Genomic DNA, 14994 nt, shown 5'->3' with positions numbered 1-14994 from the left:
CCCACGCGCCGAGCACCTGCCGCTCGTGATCCGACAACACCAGCTCGGCCAGCCTCGGCCCAGGACGTCCCATGCACTGACCAACGACGGATCAAAGACTCAGGACACTAGGTGCGCTCCTCCGTACCGTCCGCGCGGGGGACGAACCCGCAGCGGATGCCGCCGGAGGCCTGCTCCGAGCCCGCGCTGTAGACGTACTGGTCGGCCTTCATCCGCATCGTGAAGGCGAGGCGGCCGCCGGCCTGGCTGGTCTCCTGGACCACCGGCGCGAGGTGGGAGGCGCCGGAGCGGATGGCCTGCTTCCCGGCCCGGCCGGCCATCGACCCGCCAGCGTCCTTGCCACGCACCCGGGCCTTCTGGCCGGTCTTGGTCCGGCGGCGGCTGGTGTTCGCCTCCGCGATCCCGGCCAGCGCCTCCGGGTCGCGCTCGCCGCCCCGGACCGTCAGGACCAGCTGGCGCAGCGCGCCGACCATGCTCGCGCCCTTGCCCTTGGTGAAGAGCTGCGACACCAGCGAGGTGTCGCGACCCAGCATCCTGGCGACCTTCCGTTTGCTGTAGCCCGCGTCCAGCAACTCCTGGGTCAACCTCGTTCGGCTGATTCGGGTCGGCCGGGCTCACTGGTCAGCCCCCTTCTCGGTAAGGTGTCGGGTTCGGTCACGGGCGGATGCCCGTCAGGTCCCAGCCAGATGTCGGCGGAGGTGCCCGCGGAGGCGGCGCCGGGCCCCTTGCCACGGCCGGGCGAGGCCTTCGCCTGGCCGGCCTGGTGGTGGTCGGCGGCCTGATCGCCGTCGTCCGAGCCGGGCACGGCGAGCAAGGTGGTAGACATCAAGGTGGCCTTCCGTCAACAGGAGCCTGGGCCTGCGTGGTAGCCGGCCCGGCACCCGGACCAGCGCCCAGGTGCGGCCGACACTGCACACCAACCCCCTGTCCGAGGTTGTCCTCGGTGAGGTGGTCTCGGTCCGCAGCAGGGCCGGCCCTAACCGAACGAAGGCCGGGCGGCCTCAGCCCGGGTCCACCAGTCCTTGAGCTGGGCCTCGGGGTAGGCGCGTGCCCGGGTGCCGATCACTGCCTGGCCTTCGGGGAAATCGACTCCACGGCGCACAGCCTGGCTCTTGCGGGCGCGTACCGCGTTGGCCTTCACCGGCAGGATTCCCGCGGCACAGACCTGCTCGATCGTGAACAGCCGCTCCGTCGGATCAGCCTCGAATGGGTCCCTCTGCGACACCACCGTGGGGGCGGAGAACTTGGCCAGCCGGACGTTGTCCGGCATCACCGACACCAGACCCGCCAGCGCGGACGCGAGCGCCTCGGTCGGGCATCTCACCTCAACCGCCCGGGCAGTCCATTCCGCCACCTCGGAATCCGCCTGCCGAACCAGTTCAACAGCCCGGCGCCGCCGCCGAACGGCACCGACCAGTTTCTCCAGCGCCCGCTCTATCTCCACACACGTCCAACGCGCCACCTCCGTCCTGGGCACGCTGGCAGGGCTCACGAAGCGCAGCGCCGCATCGACAGCTTGGCGCAGCACCGGTCGGTGCAGCACGCACTGCTGCTGCACCGCTGGAAGCAGCAGCGTGTAGCAAGGGCGGCCTTGCTACACCCGTGACCGTCCGATCCGGCGGACGGTTGCACCGGTATGACGACCTCTCCGCTGTCCTGGCTGCCGCCGCCCTCCTCCCCCGACCGGGCCAAGGACGAGCCCGACTCCGGGCCCGATGACCAGGCGCTCGACCCCGTCCAGCTGGCCGCGCTCCACCGGGGCCGCGACGCCGGGGAGACCGCGGCCGCGCGGGTGCGCGAGCTGGCCGCCCGCCAGGAGGACTAGCGCCACGCCCTGGCCCTATAGCACGCGGCCGCTGGGATCGAGCGGGCCAGCCACCAGGACGCGATCCCGGCCGGCAACGGCCGGCTGGCCGAGGAGCTGCGCTACACGCTCGGCGCGGACATGCTGCTCGGCGCCACCTACACCGGCGCCCTGCCCGACCTCGCGCCGGGCGAGCGGCTGCCGCTGGTCGCAGTGTGCGCGCTCGCGTGTGAGCGGACACGCCGAAATCCTTGCTGACGGTCACCCAAACGACCGCACACAAGGATTTACAGCTGCCTGCTCACACTCACGGCCCGATGCCGTCATGCGCGCTCGGCGACGTGGAGCGCGAGCTCACCCTGCTCGCCGACGAGCTGGACGCCGCCACCGCCGCCGGCCGCGCCGCCGCTGCGAGCACCGGTTTGGCCGGGTGAGCACCACCAGGCGCCGGGCACGCGGGCCCGGCGCCGCCCGAGTACTGGCCGCTGTCGACACCGCGCTGCACACGGTGTTGGACGACTTCGAGCGGACCGCCGCGTTGTAGTGGGAGGCCTTCGAGGACCTGGACGAGGACCTCCTCGCCGAGACCGCCGCCGAGGCCCGCACCTTCGGCACCGATCCGGCCCGCGCCGTCGACAGGCTGGTGCGCGGCCTGCTCGGGCAGCTGGCCGACTGGCAGGCCGCAATCGGCGAGCTTGGCCGAGCTCACTGCGGCCGCACAGGACAGGCCGCTGCCGGCCTGGGCCACCGACGCCGGCAGCACCCAGGACGTCCGCTGGCGACGGGCCCGCACCGCGCTGCTGGAGGTCGTCGCCCGCCACCACGGCACCGTACCCACCGAGCCCTTCTCCGCCGACCGACCGTGGTGATCAGCACCGGCCACCGCGCGGGAGAATGAGCCGGGTGACCAGCACCCAACCCTTGCCCCGCGGCATCAGCGCCCTGATCCCCGACGCCTACGCGAAGGCGACGCCCGGCGAGAAGGCCGCCGCCCAGCTCGCGCACCTGCACACCGCGACCGTCCCAGTGCCGGTCCTCGCCGCGGCCGCCGCACTGATCGCCCCACAGCTGGAGGACCCCGACCCGGCCACCCGGGAAGTCGCCGGCACTGTCCACGCCCGTCTGCTCGCCGCGACGAGGACGCCGCGCCCGACCAGTAGCCGACCGACCGGGCGGATGTCCCAGCACTGTCCCAGCCCGCGCACAAAACACCGTCACCAGGGAAGAGGCCTGGGACCGCCCTAGCGAACGGCCGAAACCGGACATGCTGGAACGCACCACGGCCAGACGCATCTTGTCGTTCCGCTGCCCGGCCTGGACGGCGCCGATACCGGCGGCCGCGAGAGCAGTGACGGTCGTTCCCCGTCACCGAACGGATCAGCTACTCCCAGGGATCGACCCCTTCCTCGTACGAGGCTTGCTCGTCCGTGCTGTGCAGAAAACGCGGGTCCACCAGATCCTGGAGCGAGCTGTCGCTAATCGGCCACGGTCGCCACTCGTTGCGCAGGAGCTTGAGCAGGAACTCGGCCATACCGCAGGGGTACACCGACCACTCGAGTTGCCCTCGCGAGTACACGGCGACCGGCCATCGGCCCGGGTCCGGATCCGTCGTGACCCAGCACAATGTGTCGGCCGCAGCTGTCCACCCCCAGATGAGCAGGTCCTCCAAGCGATGCTTGTCCCTGTCAGCGGAAGCCCACCGGTTCACCGACTCGTCCGCGAGGGCCGCCTCCGAGAGCTTCGAGACAGTGTCTACCTGTAGTTCGGTCGAAGAGACGGCGGGGAGGTTAACGCCAACCGTCTGCTCGATCGAGCCACGTCCGAAGGCTGCGATGAAGGCCCGGTAGTCGGGTGGGAAAGAGGTTGCGTAGACCCTCTCCGCCGCACTCCAGTCGATAGTGTCGCCACGGGTCGGCCCGATGCACGAAAGTACTTCCTCGATGCCCACCATGGCTGCGATTACGGCATGTTGATCATCACTCACGTTACGGCTCCCATTGGGTCGGGGCGTCCTTGCCCATGTTGTGCCATTGTCCATCCTTCAGGCTGTACATCTCATTGGGTACGTCCTCACCGAACAAGCGCATCGTGCCGATCCCCGCCTTGTACAGGGTTGCCTCCATATGGAAGTCGGTCGGAACAATCCTGCTTCCGTCGTACTTCGGAGTCACCTTGTAGTGGATGACCGCAGTGGGGTCCGTGTCCAAGAGCTTCTTAACTCGACTCTCATAGAAGGCCATGTTCGCGGTCCGGTGTGCTGGCCAGTTCTGGTTCATGGGCGTGGAGTTAGCCGTACGGGAGCACGTGGCGAGGTTCTCGTAGTTCGTCCCGTCTCCACCGAGCGAATTGGCCAGCAGGTGACAGTTGTTGCGCCACATCCCTGCCGGACTGTTTCCGAGCTTGGAAGCGTAGACCGCTGCCCACAGGTACCCGGGTGGGGTTACCGCCTTGTCGCCGTACGTCTTCTTGGACGACTTGGTACCGCTCCCTGGGTTGTTGTCAATGAAGTCCTTGGTAAGGCACGCCTCCGCGCCGTGGGCGCGGCCGGACTGATCGACCGGCAGGTACGTACGCCAACCACCACCGAAGCCGCTTCGACAGTCGCCCGAGTCATCGTCAGGCGCGGGCGCCGGCCTGCCGCGCGGCCCTGGCGCGGGGGCCGGATCAGGAAACAGCTCCTCCGCAAGGTCGATGAGGGCATCGGCGCCGGCGACGATGCCGGAGCCCACGAGGGTGGCGGTGCCGGCGACCACGGGGGCGCCTTCGACGACCACGGCGGTGACGACCGCGGTGCCGATGGCCACGATGGTGTCGGTGGCGAAGTCGAGCAGATCGATGTCGGCGTGCGGGCGGTCGTTGTCGTTGATCGGACCAACCTGCGTCGGCGGCTTCGGCCGGGGCAGGGTAGGACCGGGGTGGTGGCGGGGGGCCGGTCGCTTGCGGCCCGGGCCGGGGTGACTGCGGCCCCCGCCACCACCCGAGCCTCCCCAGTCAACAAGCCTATCGATGCTCTCGATCGGGGGAATCGACTCGGGGTAAGGCTTCGAACCGCTGAAGGAGTTATACGTGGGAGGCTGCGGCGGGTTGTCGTCGCCTCCGCCCCAATCCCCACCCTCGAAGTCTTCCGGGTGTTTCGGCGGTCCAAATCTTCTCTTGTACAGAGTCACCTCGCAATTCATGTACGGGCCCGCTCTTTTGCCGATGGGGGTGGGGAGCCAGTGGAATCCCCAATCGCAGCTGGTGGTCTCATGCCCCGATGGGTCGGTCGAGTCGATCGGGTCGCCGTTGCCGTAGGTGAACCGGTTGCCCTGGATGGACGGGCTGGTGCCTAGCTGCCAGGAGTCGCGGGAGGCGAAGGTTCCGCTGCCGGGGCGGTACCAGCGGGCGGCCATGTTGACGTCGCCGGAGGCGGGGTCGGTCCAGCCGCTCTGGTAGCCGAGGGAGTTGGTGGTTCCGGTGCTGGCGGTGGGCTTGCCGAAGGGGTCGTAGGAGGTGGAGCCGGCGACGTTCTTGCCGCTGGGGTCAATGGTGGCGACCACGTCGGTGTGCTGGTCGCTGATGACCAGGCGCGGGTTGGGTGTCGCGCCTACGGTGGCGGTGCCGAGGAGGCGGCCGCTGGGGGCGCGGGTGTAGCTGGCGGTGCCGTCGGTGACGATGTTGTTGGAGCCGCCGTCGTAGGTGAAGGCGGTGTTCCCCGTCTGGGCGACGCGGTCGAGGGAGTCGTAGCTGTAGGTGGAGGGTCCTTCCTTGACCATCCGGTCGAAGCCGTCGAACTGGACGTCCTTGGGCTGGGAACCCTGCGCCACACTGCCCGTCAGAGTCCCCCGGGCCGAGTAGCTGTAGGTGGTGGTGCCGTCGTTGACGAGTTCGTTGCGCTCGTCGTAGGTGGAGGTGGCCCCGCCGGCGGAGGTCCGGTTGCCGGCCGCGTCCCAGCTGTACGTGGTGGCGTTCGGGCCGCTGCTCCAGGAGGTGAGCCGCCCGGCGAGGTCGTAGCCGTACTGGTTGGTGGCGGCTCCGGCGGTGCCGGTGGTGGTCTTGGTGGCGAGTCGGCTGTTGAGGTCGTAGCCGTAGCCGATGGAGGTGACGGTTCCGCCGGTCGGGTTCTTGACGGTGTCGTCGCGCAGGCGTCCGAGGTTGTCGTAGCCGTAGCCGCGGGTGCCGCCGCCGACGCCGTAGCGCTCGGTGGTGAGACGTCCGGCGGTGTCGTAGTCGAAGCCGACGACGGCTCCGGTCAACGGGTCGGTGGCGTTGGTGAGTTGTCCGGCCGCGTTGTAGCCGAAGGCGGTGGTACCAGCAGCGTCGGTGCGCGCGGTCATCCGGCTGTCGGCGTTGTAGGTGTAGCTGCCGGTGCCGCCGGGGCCGGCGGAGGCGAGGAGTTGGCCGCGGTCGTTGTAGGTGTAGGTGTCGGGGGTTGCGCCGGGGGTGCCCACGGAGGTCAGTCGGCCGGCGGGGTCGTAGCCGAGGGTGCGGTCGGGAGTGGTCACCTCGGCGCCGGTGGCGGTCTCTTGGGTGAGGTTTCCCGCGCCGTCGTAGCTGCGGCGGCGGACGACTCCGCCGGGCTCGGTGAGGGTGACCGCCCGTCCGGCGGCATCGTAGCTGGTGGTGAACAGGCCTTCGGCGGCCGTGGGGTGGGCGGTGGTCGGCGGTTCGACGGTGGACTCGGGGAGGCCGAGGGTGTTGTAGGTGTAGTAGACCGGGATGCTCTTCCCGTTGGTCCACCTGGTCCGGCGTCCTCCGGCGTCGTAGCCGACCGTCGTGGTGATGGCCTGTCCGGCAGCCACCGGTTCGGTCTGCTGGACCAGCTGTCCGGCCGGGTTGTAGCTGAACTGCCGTGCGTGAGCGGCGATGTCCGCGGTGTTGGCGACCTTGTCGGTGGCGGTGAGGACGTTGCCCGCCGGGTCGTAGGTGGCGTACTGGGTGCCGGTGACGGCGCCGGTGGTGTCGAGGTCGGAGGTGCTCAGCATCCGGCCGAGCCGGTCGTAGCCAGTGGTGGCGGCGGTACCGTCGGCCCTGGTGACCCGGCTGGTGCGGCCGAGGGCATCGTAGGCGGAGCGGACGGTGACCCCGGCCGGGTCGGTGGCGGTGAGCAGCTGGCCGACGGCGTTGTAGCCCGCCTTGCTGACGGCACCGCCCGGGGTGGTGGAGGTCAGCTGGTTGCCGGCATCGTCGTAGGTGAAGGTGGCGGTGTAGGCGGCGGGGGCCGGGTAGCGCTCCAGCTGGGTGCTGGTGATGCGCCGTCCCAGGTCGTCGTAGGTGGACTGGCTGACCGCACCGGTCGGGCCGGTGGTGGAGAGCAGTTCGCCGTCGAGGTCGTAGGACTTGGTGACGGTCGGGGCAGTGACACCGCCGCTGGGCGGCAGGGTGACCTGGACGACGTTGCCGAACTGGTCGTACCGCGTGGTGCTGGTGAGCTTGAGACCGGCCGGGTCGAGGGCGCTCGCGGTGGGCCGCCCGAGCGCGTCGTACTCGACCGTTGAGGCCGGGGTGATCGTGCTGCCGGACTGCGGGTCGGTGTAGGCGGCCCCGGCCACGGCGATCCGGTTTCCGTCCAGGTCGTAGGTGTTGGTGACGGTGTTGCCCAGCGCGTCGATCTGGGAGGTCAGCTGCCCGAAGGTGTCGTAGCCGGTCCTGTTGATGGGCCGGATCTGCTGCGGCTTGCTGCCGCGGGTGGCCGGATCGTAGGACTCGGCGCTGACCAGCGGGCCGGTGCTGACGGTGGGCCGGCCGGCCTCGTCGTAGCCGACGGTGCTGGTGTAGGCGGCGGGGTCGGCGCCGGCGGCGTTGCCGTTCGGGCTGACGGTGCTGGTGCGCAGGCCGCGGCTGTTGTAGCCGTTCACCACCACGGTGTCGGCGGGCTGGTTGCGGGCGGTCTGCCTGAGCAGGTTGCCGGTGGCGTCGTAGACGTAGTCGGTCTGGACGGAGAGCGCCGAGTCCGCGCCGCCGCCGCTGACCACGCTGGTGGGGCGGCCGGCCACGTCGTAGGTGTAGCTCGTGGTGCGGTTGAGGCCTCCCGGGTCGACGCCGGTGCTGGTGACCCGCCCGGCCGCGTCGTAGGCGGTGACAGTGGTGGTCTTCCCACCGCCCGTCACCTGCTGGATGAGGTGACTCGCGTCGTCGTAGGTGTTCTGCTGGAGCGCCACGTTGCGCAGGGTGCCGTCGGCGTTGTGGTAGCCGTCCAGGTCGACCTCGGCGACAGTGTTGTCGTCGTTGTAGTAGGTGTGGGTGGTACGTCCCATGGCGTCCGTCACGGTGGCCGGGCGGCCCGCCGGGTCGTAGCTGCGCGAGCCGATGACCTGCCAACGCGGTGCGGTCGGGGTGGCGCTGCTGCCGGTGTAGTTGGTGACGGCGGTCTGCTGCAGCTGGCCCATCGGGGAGTGGCTGTAGCTGTACGTGGTGCCGGCGGCGTCGGTCTTGGTGGCGACGTTGCCGTAGCGGTCGTAGGTGTACGAGGTGACGTGCCCGCCGGGGTCCTTGACCTGCTTGACCCGGCTGGTGTCGGGCTCGTACGTCCAGCTGGTGGTACGCGAGGGGTCGCCGCCGGTGGTGTCGGCGACGGTCTGACCGACCACGTTGCTGTCGACGTCGTAGGTGGTGCTGGTCTTGCGGGTGTGCTTGGTGCCGGTGACGGCGTCGGTGGTGTACGGCTCGGTGCGGGTGACCTGGTTGCCCTGGCCGTCCCAGGTGTAGTCGGTCCGCAGGATGCGGGGCGCGGCGGGGCTGCCGCCGGGGCAGTCGTCGCAGGCGAGGGACTGGCTGGTGGCTCGGCCGAGGTTGTCGTAGCCGTAGGTGACGGCGGGGCGCAGCGGTGATGCCGCGGTGGCCAGGTCTCCGTTGGCGCGGTAGGTGTAGGTGGTTTGCTGGTCGGCGGGGACCTTGGCCGGGTCGGGGTAGGCGGCGGCGTCGAGGGGGCCGGTCTGGGCTCGGACGAGGCCGGCGGGTGCGGTGCCGCTGCCGTCGGCGGGGGTGGTGGTGTCGGTGCGCAGGGTGTAGCTGACCCGGCCCTTGGGGAAGTCGGCCGTGGCGGGGGTGGTGGTGGAGGTCAGCTGACCGGTGGCGTCGTAGGTGAAGCGGGTGGTGTAGGTCGTGTCGGCGGTGCCGCTGGAGCGGGCGTCGCTGGAGGTGAGGATCTTGTCGTTGGCGGGGTTGAACGGGTTGTTGGGGTCGAGGAAGTAGGTGGCGTAGCTGGTCTGGCAGCTTGCGGGGCCACGGCAGGTGGTTCGGGAGACGCTGTTGCCGCGGGCGTCGTGCCCGGTGGTGATGGTGTGCCCGTTGGCGTCGGTGACGGCGTAGAGGTAGCCGGACGTGTCGTAGCTGTAGCGGGTGGTGTTGCCGTAGCCGTCGCTGCGGGAGAGCAGCCGGGAGGAGCGGGTGTCGTACTGGTAGAGGAGGTTGTTGCCCGTGGGGTCGGTGACGGTGGCGGTGGTGACGGGGGCGGCGGTGCCGCCGTCGCCCATGGACTTGAAGTGGGCGGTGACGGTGTCCGCGTCGAGGCGGGCACTGTAGTACGAGACTTCGGCGATGTTGCCCTTGAAGTGGTCGGCGCCGCCGCCTGGCCAGTTCCAGCCGGTGGTGGTGCCGGCGCCGACGTAGACGTACGGAGCCCCGTTGAAGCTGATCTTGCGTGCGGTCGTGTCGGACGCGCTGGCGCGGCCGTCGAGGTAGATGCTCTGGCCGCGGTCGTCGGCGGCGAGGACCACCTGGTGCCATTGGTTGTCGTTGACGGTCCGGTCAGAGGTCATGGCGGCGACTTGGCCCACCCCGAATTGGCCGTGGACACGTCCGTCCGAACCGACGTACAGCGCCGGGTTCCAGCTGCTCCCCTGCGGACCGCCGACCGGGAAGTCCTGATAGCTGTACAGCGGGCCGCCGGTGGTGGTCTTGAACCACAGTTCGACGCTGGCCGCGCCACGGACCGGGGCGGCGTCGGACGGGAGCTGGATCTGTGAGGTGGTGCCGTTGAAGACGCCGGAGCGCTGGTTGGGGTCGCTGGAGGGTCCGTTGCCGTTGAGCAGGACGTCGGTCAGGTTGCCGGTGTTGACGTCGGGGCGAGCGTCGCCGAGCTGGCTTGCGGCATACCAGGAGCCGGAGGGGTCGTTGAGGCGCCAGTAGCCGCTGGCGCTGTCCTGGATCACCTTGGTGCGGTAGGCACTCGCGGCGTCCAGGCCACCGACCACGGCCGCGGAGGTCGCACCGTTGTAGTGACCAGAAATGGTGTCCTTGGTGAGCCGGTAGCGGTAGAACGAGAAGTCGGCGATGGCACCGTTGAAGTACCCGACCTGGTCGGAGGGCGGATTGGGCCAGCCGCCGGTCCACCCGGCGCCGAGGTAGGCGTAGGCGGAGCCGTTGTAGGTGATGGGCAGCGCCGTGGTGCTGGTGGCGGTGGGCGCGCCGTCGAGGTAGAGGGTCTGGCCGCTGCCGTCGCCGGTCAGTGCGACGTGGTGCCAGTTCCCGTCGGCGACGGCGGTGGTGGAGACCAGGGCATTGTTGGCCGAGCCGGTCCACAGGGCGCCGTAGAGCTTCTTGTCCGAGCCGATGTACAGCGCCGGGTTCCACTGGTCGGTGGGGCCGTTCGGCTTGCCGTCGATCGGGAAGGACTGGTGGCTGTAGAGCACGCCGGGGGCGGTGGTCTTGAACCAGAGTTCGACGGTGGCGGCTCCCCAGTGCTTGGGCGCGGTGTTGGGGGGCAGCTGGACGTACGAGTTGGTGCCGTTGAAGCCGGTGGCGGTGGAGGTGCCGGAGGCCCAGGGGCCGCTCTGGCAGCAGGTGGTGTTGTGGTAGCCGCCGCGGTTCTGGGCGAGTGCGGCGGAGGAGATCAGCTCGGTGGCCTGGTTTCCGGTGGTGTCGCCGAGGCGCCAGTAGCCGGTGGGCTTGCTGTCCACCATGGCGGCGTCGTACTGGGTGGCGTCGGCGGTGGTGGCGAGCCGGTAGAGCGAGGAGATGGTGGCGGCGTTCAGGCCGTGCGGGTAGGCGGCGACGTCGGCGAGCTGGCCCTTGAAGTGGCCGGCCTGGTCGGCGGGAGCCTGCGGCCAGCCGCCGGTGACGTTGCCCGCGCCGAGGAAGACGTGGCTGGTGCCGTTGGGGGCGATGGTGCCGTTGAGCGGTGCGCCGACGGCCGCGCCGTCGAGGTACAGGGTCTGGCTGGTCTGGCTGTCGGCGGAAATCACCGCGAAGTGCCACTTGTTGTCGTTGACGGCGTTGCCGCTGGTCAGGGTCGGCGCGGCGTCGCCCATCCACAGCTGGCCGCGTAGCTTTCCGTTGCTGTCGACGTAGAGGGCCGGGTTCCAGTGGTCGGTGGTGCCGTTGGGGGTGCCGTTGATCGGGAAGGACTGGTAGGAGAGCAGTACGCCGGCCCGGTCGGTGCGGAACCAGAGGGCGAGTGCGCCGGGGCCGTTCTGCGGGGCGTAGGCGGAGGGCAGTTCGGCCCAGGAGGTGCTGCCGTCGAAGCTGGCGGAGCCCGCCGAGCCGTTCATCGGGCCTGCCGCGCCGAGCTCGACGTTGGCGTAGGTGCCGTTGTTGGGCGTGGGCCGGGGTGTGTAGACCTGGTTGGCGGCCTGGACACCGGCTCCGTCGGACAGCCGCCAGTAGCCGTTGGGCCGGGAGCCCATGACGGAACCGCGGTACTGCTGGGAGGAACCGGTGACGGTCGGGTTGCCGAGCTTCCAGGTACCGCCGTTCTCATCGGTGACCTGGGAGGCACGGTCCTTGACGGTGTCGTACGAGATGGCCAGCCGGGACTTGCCGGAAGGGAGCTTCACGCCGGACAGCTGGGTAGAGGGCTGGCTGCCGGCCTGCCACAAGCCCTGGACGGCAGGGGCGCCGAGGGTCCGGTTGTAGAAGGCGACGTCGCTGATGCTGCCGTTGAAGTAGCTGGCCCGGCCGGTGAAGTCGGTGAACGGGCTGTCCTGCCACCAGGCGCTGGTGAAGCCGCCGCCGATGGCTCCGGCGCGCTGCCCCGGTGCGAGGACGGGGCCGGCCAGCGTGTCCTGGGCCTGGCCGTCGAGGTACAGCGTCTGGGTGTTGCCCGCCGCTGACAGGACCGCGAAGTGCCACTGGCCGTCATTGACCGCCTTCGACGACTGCATGGGGACGGAGGAACCAGCCCAGAACTTGCCGCGGAGCTTGCCCGACTGGCCGACGTAGAGCGCCGGGGTGTAGTCGCCCCCCGTCGTACCGCTGCCCGGGAAGTTCTCCGCCTGGTAGCTGAACAGCACGCCCGAGCCGGTGGTCCTGAACCAGAGTCCCACCGACGTGTACGACGAGGTCGACAGCTCTGTCTGCGGCAGCGTCACGTAGCCGCTGCTCCCGTCGAAGGTCGCCGCCGTCGCGGCCGCCGCCGGCCCGGGGGTGCCCAGGGTCACGCCCTTGGCGGAGTAGGTCGCGTTGTCGTTGCCCTGGTTCTCGGCGACCTCACTGGCCGCGGTGCTGCCGGAAGCCTCCCCGAGGCGCCAGTACGAGACAGGAGCTGAGTCGAGGACGGCCGAGCGCAGGTGCGAGCCGCCGCCATAGGTGTAGCCGGTGCAGGAGCGGGCGGTGTTTCCGCCGGTGGCGGGGGCGCAGACCTGGTCCAGCTGGTCTGCGTTGCCCGTGTTGTAGGTGTAGGTCCAGGTCTGGGCGGTGTTCCAGTCCGTCCCGGTGGCCGGGTCGGTGTAGACCTTGGCGACATGCCGGTTGCCGGCCGTCCACTCGAAGTGCAGCAGCCGGCCGGAGGTGGTGTCCTTCACCGTGGTCAGGACGCCGTTGGCGTAGCTGAGTTCCTGGGTGCGGCCGACCGCGTCACGCACCAGGGAGAGCGCGTAGCCGGTGCCGGAGGCGGCGTGGAACTCGTAGCGGGTGCCGTCCTTGGCCATCAGGTCGAAGCCGGCGGTGACCTTGGTCAGGGACTGGAACTCGCCGGACGGCGGTGTGTACAGGGCGCCCTTGTTGGGGTCGACGCCGAAGCGGGCGGCCCGGCCGCTGGCGGTGGTGAGGACCACGGAGTCGGTGCCGTCGTTGTCGGGCTGGACCCGCATGTCGAAGTTGGAGGTCCAGCCACTGCCGAACAGCGTCGAGGTGCGCGGGTCCAGCGAGTTGTAGGAGCGGTTGACGGTGAGGGCCGGGCCGATGCTCTTGATGTCGGCGTCGGTGGCCGCGGTGGTGTAGTTGCCAACCTTGGCGTCGAAGGGGCGGCCTGCGCCGTCGCCGACGGCGCCGCCCAGGTGGGAGGTGATCACCGGCTGCTGGACCTGGGTGGAGAAAGCCATCAGTTGGGACTGCGGGCTGGCACCGATGTGGTCACCGTTCATGACGTTCCACAGGTAGCTCGTGTTCCAGGCGAGCTTGCCCGGTGGCACGGCCCAGGAGGTGCTGGGCTGCCAGCCGGACTCGGCAACCAGTTGCGGGTTCCCGGAGGCCGGGTTGGTGTAGACCTTGAAGTAGTAGTCCACCCCTGTGCCGGGGAAGTTGTCCGGGTCGTGCCCGGTGGCGTACAGCTGCGGGGTGAGGTTGCCGACTACGGTGTTGTTGGGCGGCGCCAGCGCGTCGAGCTGGGGCGCGGTGTTGACCCCGGAGACCGTGGTGCAGGTGCCGAAGGGTATCGAGTAGGCGTCGTGCAGGGACGTCGTTCCGCCAACGTATCCGTCCCAGCACAGGTAGTAGGACCGACCGAGCGGCAGCGGCGGGATCACCCCGTTGACGGTCACCGAGTCATAGGTCTTCACCAGCCCGGAGACCCCGGTGAGCGGCGCGTTGAACCACTGCTCGTTCCAGTTCGCGTCGAACAGCCGGGCCTTGACCTGCATGCTGTTGGAGTTCCACCAGTTGGCAGCCGTATTGGTCAGGGTGACCTGCTGAGAGCCGGGCGTGTTGTAGGTCGGCGGCATGTAGCTGCCGGCCGGCGCGTAGGTCGCGGCCCAGTCGCTGTAGACGATCGACAGGTAGGGCGGGTAGGCGCTGTTGGCGCTGGAGAACTTCTTCCAGTCGTACGAGCTGGTGGTGCTGGCAGTCACCGCGAGGCCGTAGTTGGTACCGCCCCGGGCCCAGCTCTCGACCAGCTGGACGCCGGGGTCGTTGTGGCTGCGGCCCAGCTCGATGGGCTCCCACTTCGCACCCCCGCAGGAGTCGCCCGCGGAGAAGCTCGCGGTGCCCACCTGCTGGCCGATCGAGACGCCCGGGTAGGTGTTGATCGTCGCCGAGTCCCAGGCGCTGGTGATCTGGTTGACGTACACCGGGTGCGGCGAGCACTCGTAGGAGTGAGTGTTGTTCAGATTGAGCGTGACGGCGTGCAGGTAGTCGTCCTTGAGCGCGTCGCGCACGCCCGGGAAGTACAGGTAGCTGTTCACCTTCGAGGCACCGCCGTCGGAGGTGCCGATCCGCAGCAGCGGGTCGGTGGAGAAGTTCGCCCGCTGGTCGGAACGCACGTAAGTCGACTGACCGACACCGATGGAGATGGTCGACGGATCGACGGTGACCGGGAAGACGCGCTTGGCGTCGTGCAGCCAGGCCGCGTCGAGGTCCATCTGCAGGGCGGGGGCGCCGTCGCGCTCGACCAGCCGGTAGCTGACGCCGTCGCTGACCACTCCGTCCCCGGAGGTCGGGTCGGTCTTGGAGTCCGTCATGAAGCCGCGCGGGATGGTCAGCCGGACCGCGCCCTGGGCGTCCTTGAACTGGACCTCGCCGCTCGCGCCGATCGCCGGGGTGAGCCCGGAGGTGCGCAGCGGGAACACCCAGCTGGTCGGGGCGCTCGCGTCGTGCAGGACGATGGACTCCTTGATGCCCTGGGCGAGGCCGTTGTAGACGACGTCGCTGCCGGGGCGGGCGAGCGGGTATGTCAGGGTGTCGCCCCGGACGACGCCGCGCACCGGCGCCGCGTCGGCCAGGCCGTAGGAGACGATGTGGCCGGCGTCCAGGGACCAGCTGACCAGAGCGGGGTCGTCGGACTTGGCAGCGAAGCTGGTCTGCTGACTGTTGGCGGCCTCGGCCCAGCGGCCGGACCGGTCCAGGGAGAGGTTGGTGTTGATGTCCTCCCAGCTGCCGTCAGGCTTCTGGAAGTGCACGGGTCGGGGGTAGACGCGCAGGGTCTTGGTGCCGTCCGGGTTCCGGTAGACCGAGGTGGACTCAGTCCGGGCACCCACGTCCTCGGTGCCCTCGGCGGGCAGGCTGGGCGCACCGGTACCGGTGCCGGTCCCAGCGTCGTTCCGGGCCTGGCCGCGGTC

The 14994-nt window shown here is 69.8% G+C and carries 7 protein-coding genes; 3 read left to right on the top strand and 4 right to left on the bottom strand.

Features of this window, described 5'->3' with window-relative positions:
- Positions 1 to 107: 107 nt before the first annotated feature.
- Together ACFXPX_RS15410 and ACFXPX_RS15405 are read right to left on the bottom strand one after the other, a co-directional pair.
- Positions 108 to 533, bottom strand: coding sequence for a hypothetical protein (locus ACFXPX_RS15410; protein WP_380641530.1), 426 nt, complete (start codon positions 531 to 533; stop codon positions 108 to 110).
- Between the two features lie 443 nt (positions 534 to 976).
- Positions 977 to 1558 (bottom strand): hypothetical protein, encoded by a 582-nt coding sequence (locus ACFXPX_RS15405; protein WP_380641528.1) that lies wholly within the window; start codon positions 1556 to 1558, stop codon positions 977 to 979.
- Between the two features lie 78 nt (positions 1559 to 1636).
- Here ACFXPX_RS15405 and ACFXPX_RS15400 point away from each other — a divergent pair, with 78 nt between their 5' ends.
- From ACFXPX_RS15400 to ACFXPX_RS15390, 3 genes are all read left to right on the top strand, one after another.
- Positions 1637 to 1825, top strand: a complete 189-nt coding sequence (locus ACFXPX_RS15400; RefSeq protein WP_380641526.1) for a hypothetical protein — start codon at positions 1637 to 1639, stop codon at positions 1823 to 1825.
- 674 nt (positions 1826 to 2499) lie between these two features.
- On the top strand, positions 2500 to 2673 hold the full coding sequence (locus ACFXPX_RS15395) for a hypothetical protein (RefSeq protein ID WP_380641524.1): 174 nt from the start codon (positions 2500 to 2502) through the stop codon (positions 2671 to 2673).
- 34 nt (positions 2674 to 2707) lie between these two features.
- The gene (locus ACFXPX_RS15390) at positions 2708 to 3049 is read left to right on the top strand and encodes a hypothetical protein (protein ID WP_380641522.1); all 342 of its coding nucleotides are present in this window, start codon (positions 2708 to 2710) and stop codon (positions 3047 to 3049) included.
- A 136-nt stretch (positions 3050 to 3185) separates the two neighbouring features.
- Here ACFXPX_RS15390 and ACFXPX_RS15385 read toward each other — a convergent pair whose 3' ends face one another.
- Positions 3186 to 3755: a hypothetical protein gene (locus ACFXPX_RS15385; RefSeq protein WP_380641520.1), complete on the bottom strand. Its 570-nt coding sequence runs from the start codon at positions 3753 to 3755 to the stop codon at positions 3186 to 3188.
- Positions 3756 to 3789: 34 nt separating this feature from the next.
- Entirely contained in the window at positions 3790 to 14913 is an 11124-nt protein-coding gene (locus ACFXPX_RS15380) for a LamG-like jellyroll fold domain-containing protein (RefSeq protein ID WP_380641518.1), read from the bottom strand.
- Positions 14914 to 14994: the final 81 nt, after the last annotated feature.

It is taken from the genome of Kitasatospora sp. NPDC059146 (genome assembly GCF_042786665.1).
Taxonomy (GTDB): domain Bacteria; phylum Actinomycetota; class Actinomycetes; order Streptomycetales; family Streptomycetaceae; genus Kitasatospora.
The sequence above is the reverse complement of the archived record's forward strand: the minus strand, read 5'-3'. Positions and strand labels throughout refer to the sequence as shown.